General features: G+C 37.6%; 4 protein-coding genes. All 4 read right to left on the minus strand.

Annotated elements, in window-relative coordinates:
• Window positions 1-172: 172 nt before the first annotated feature.
• Complete coding sequence (locus tag RT405_RS10535) at window positions 173-406, minus strand: cation transporter (protein ID WP_313469573.1); 234 nt, start codon at window positions 404-406, stop codon at window positions 173-175.
• A 459-nt stretch (window positions 407-865) separates the two neighbouring features.
• The gene (locus RT405_RS10540; RefSeq protein ID WP_313469574.1) at window positions 866-1,834 is read right to left on the minus strand and encodes an electron transfer flavoprotein subunit alpha/FixB family protein; all 969 of its coding nucleotides are present in this window, start codon (window positions 1,832-1,834) and stop codon (window positions 866-868) included.
• Window positions 1,835-1,849: 15 nt separating this feature from the next.
• Window positions 1,850-2,644: an electron transfer flavoprotein subunit beta/FixA family protein gene (locus RT405_RS10545; protein WP_313469576.1), complete on the minus strand. Its 795-nt coding sequence runs from the start codon at window positions 2,642-2,644 to the stop codon at window positions 1,850-1,852.
• 5 nt (window positions 2,645-2,649) lie between these two features.
• Window positions 2,650-3,338, minus strand: a 689-nt coding sequence (locus RT405_RS10550) for an acyl-CoA dehydrogenase (RefSeq protein WP_313469578.1), incomplete at its 5' end; no start/stop codon positions are given.

The following is a 3,338-nucleotide window of genomic DNA, read 5'->3' on the forward strand; positions in this document are numbered from 1 at the left end:
CATTTTCTCATTTATTTCACTGAACAATTCTCGTACTTCAAATGCTTCAGGGTGATTTTTGCCATGTGCCCGTGTAATCGCTACTGTAAACATATCTAATTTTTCAAAATACTTGTTTGCTACTTCGTTGAGTACTGTCATTATACATTCTTCCTTTCTGTTTTATAGCCAGTTAGGCTGCTTTCACTTTTGTTTTAAGAACTGGGTACCCTAAGTCGATGATTGCTTTTTCAATTTCTTCAATAGAAAGAGTATCTGCATCAAAATCGGCTTTCACTTTACTGGAGTTAAATAAAACTTTTACACTCTCTTTATCGATTCCATTCAACCCTTTTACTGCGCTCTCGATTTTTTGCAAACAACTTGGGCAAGATAAGGCTTCTAATGTAAGGACTGCTTTTGACATCATTCATTTCTCCTTTATACTTTTTATTTGTAGTAGAGGTTTTTTCTTCGCCTCTTTTTCTTTACACTTGAAGTATAGTTGATTTGCATTGAATAAAAATTGACACACATCAAGTTTCTACATTTTTTTGAATTTAAATAAGCTTGTTTTTATTTCAGGCACTTATTTCAGAAAAAACAGATCCATCTTTTCATATAAAATAATTGGAGACTAACAGCAGTTGGTTTAATTGATGAACGACTGCTAAAAAAGATGCCCTTCCACTTCTGGCATTGATGGATCATTTTTACCTCACCTATATAAAAAAACAGCAATACATATCCATGATTATAGATATATAGTGTTGTTCTTAGTGGGCTTTGCATAGAACCCTAAGTTTTATTTTTTATTTCAGGTTGAAATGTAAATGTTTATCCTTTTTTTGAAAATTGTTTCATCATAAGACGCAATCTTTCATCGTTACTGAACGACTTTTAAGAACCCTTCTAAAAAGCTGACCGAATCTCCAATGTAACTGTAATCCGAATGTTGGAAGATAGGAGCTTCTGGATCCTTATTAATAGAAACAATTAGTTCTGCGCTTCCAATTCCAGTTGTATACTGTACTGCTCCATGGATACCCAAATTGATCAATAGTTTAGGAGCGATCGTATTTCCAGATTGTCCAATTTGATCGTCTCCACTGAATTTAGGATGATCTGTTAGAGGACGTGTTACTCCGATTTTCGCTCCTAGTTTGCGGGCAAGTTCTTCTGCCAAAGCAACAGCTTTTTCATCAGCAGCTCCTCTTCCTAATGCTATTACCCGGTCTGCATTTGCAATACTGTCGCTTTTAGATAGTAAAGGAGTTTCTTCTATGATTCTTACACGTTTTGCTTCTTTAAAAGACAAATCACTTACTTCTGTTACTAGGATAGATTCACTATTGCTTTTCTTAGCTTCAAACGTATTTGGCCGCACTGAAGCCATCTGCGGACGGTGATCAGGACAGATGATTTCACACATAATGTTATCCCCATAAGATGGTTTTGTTTGAACTAGTAAATCACCATCAAATGCTAAATTCAAGCAATCTGATGTCAATCCTGTATTCAACTTTGCTTGCAGACGAGGTGCGATTGAACGTCCAACAACCGTAGCTCCAAAAAGAATGCTATTTGGTTTACGGCATTTTGCCAACTCTGCCATTAGATTAGCGATTTCAGAATCGGTTGCATCTTTTAAACGGTCATCTTTTACTACAACTATTTCATCAGGACCATACTCTTTAATGGTATCTTCTAATTTTTTACTAGTTGCTTCAAATAGGATCACAACAACTTTTTTGTCACCAGCAATTTCTTTTGCTTTGGTTATCAATTGGTAGGTAACGGGTTGGATGATTCCTACATGCTTTTCTGCGTATACCCAAATTTCTTGGCTAGTCATTTTTCTCAACCTTTCTTAGAGCAAATTGCTGGCTCTCATTTGTATTAATAATTCACGAATGGCTTCATCAGGTGTTCCTTCAAGAAACGTGGTAGTCTTCACTTCTTTTTCAGGTGCCCATACATTACGTACAACTGTTGGCGATCCTTTCAAACCTATTCTCTCAGCATCAACAGCTAGATTGTTTTCATCCCAAACACGAATACTCTTTTGGTAGCTTTTTTGGATATTGCGAGGATTTGGGTAACGCGGTTCGTTCAATTCACTGCGAACCGACACCACTGCCGGTAATTGGAATTCAATTTTTTGCTGCATGTTTTCTAATAACCGAGTTGCAGTCATTACTTGTTTTTCGTGACCATGCAGCTCACTAACAAATGTAATTTGCGGCCAGTCTAAAAACTCAGAGACGATTGGTCCAACCTGACTCGTATCAGCATCTACCGACTGGCGTCCAAATAAAACTAAATCTACATTTTTCAATTTCTTGACAGCTTGTGATAAAACATAGCCTGTTGCTAACGTATCTGCTCCACCGAACTTTCTTGAACTTAATAATACAGCATCATCACAACCCATAGCTAAGCCTTGTCGCAAAGTCATTTCAAAATCTGGGGGTCCCATAGACAACAAGATAACCTCTCCTCCCCACTCATCTTTTAAGCGAAGTGCTGCTTCAATGGCGTTTTTATCATAAGGATTCATCACTCCAGGTTCTCCTGAGCGAATTAAATTTTTAGTCATTGGATCAATTTTTAAGTTATTGGAAACGGGTACTTGTTTAATACATACGACAATCTTTAAGCTCATTGAACTCACTCCTCTCCCTCACTTACAACTTCTTTAGCTATTTCAATCATCATTTTTTCTAGTGATCCTTCAGCAAGCTGCAAAGCACGGGCATCTCGTAATAAATGTTCCACTGGGTATTCTCGGCTGTAACCATAGCCACCTAGCACTTGTAAAGCATGATCGGCTGCAGTGTATGAAGCGCGGCTGCCATATGATTTCGCCATGGTAGCTACTTTAGCATAAGGCTTACCTGTGGTCTTTAATTTAGCTGCCTCTTGATAAAGCAATTGGGTATTCTCTTTGGCAATCGCAATTTCTGTGATTTTCTCTTGAATAGAATACAATTGAGTGATCGGTTCGCCTTTTACTTCACGTTGTTTTGCGTAATCAATTGCGATATTCAAGGCATGTTCAGTAATACCAGCTGCAATCGCACCCATCAAAATACGAGCGTCATAGTGAGCATTATCTCCTATTGCTACACCTTGTCCTACAGTTCCAAGCAAATGTTCTTCACTGACGATAACATTTTCTAGAAAAATTTCTCCTATCGGTGTCCCGTTCATCCCAATGAAATTCTCTCTTTTTCCATGCTTAAAACCAGGCATATCTTCATCAACAAGAAAGCAAGATAACTCTGTTGGGGAAGTTTTAAGAAGCACGCAATATACTTCCGCTAATCCGCCATTTGTTATCATGGTTTTATTGCCAT

This window comes from Carnobacterium sp. (assembly GCF_032094055.1).
In the GTDB taxonomy this organism is placed as follows: domain Bacteria; phylum Bacillota; class Bacilli; order Lactobacillales; family Carnobacteriaceae; genus Carnobacterium_A.

Coding starts and splice junctions, on each gene's coding strand:
- RT405_RS10535 (WP_313469573.1), bottom strand. CDS start 406: ATGTCAAAAGCAGTCCTTACATTAGAAGCCTTATCTTGCCCAAGTTGT.
- RT405_RS10540 (WP_313469574.1), bottom strand. CDS start 1,834: ATGACTAGCCAAGAAATTTGGGTATACGCAGAAAAGCATGTAGGAATC.
- RT405_RS10545 (WP_313469576.1), bottom strand. CDS start 2,644: ATGAGCTTAAAGATTGTCGTATGTATTAAACAAGTACCCGTTTCCAAT.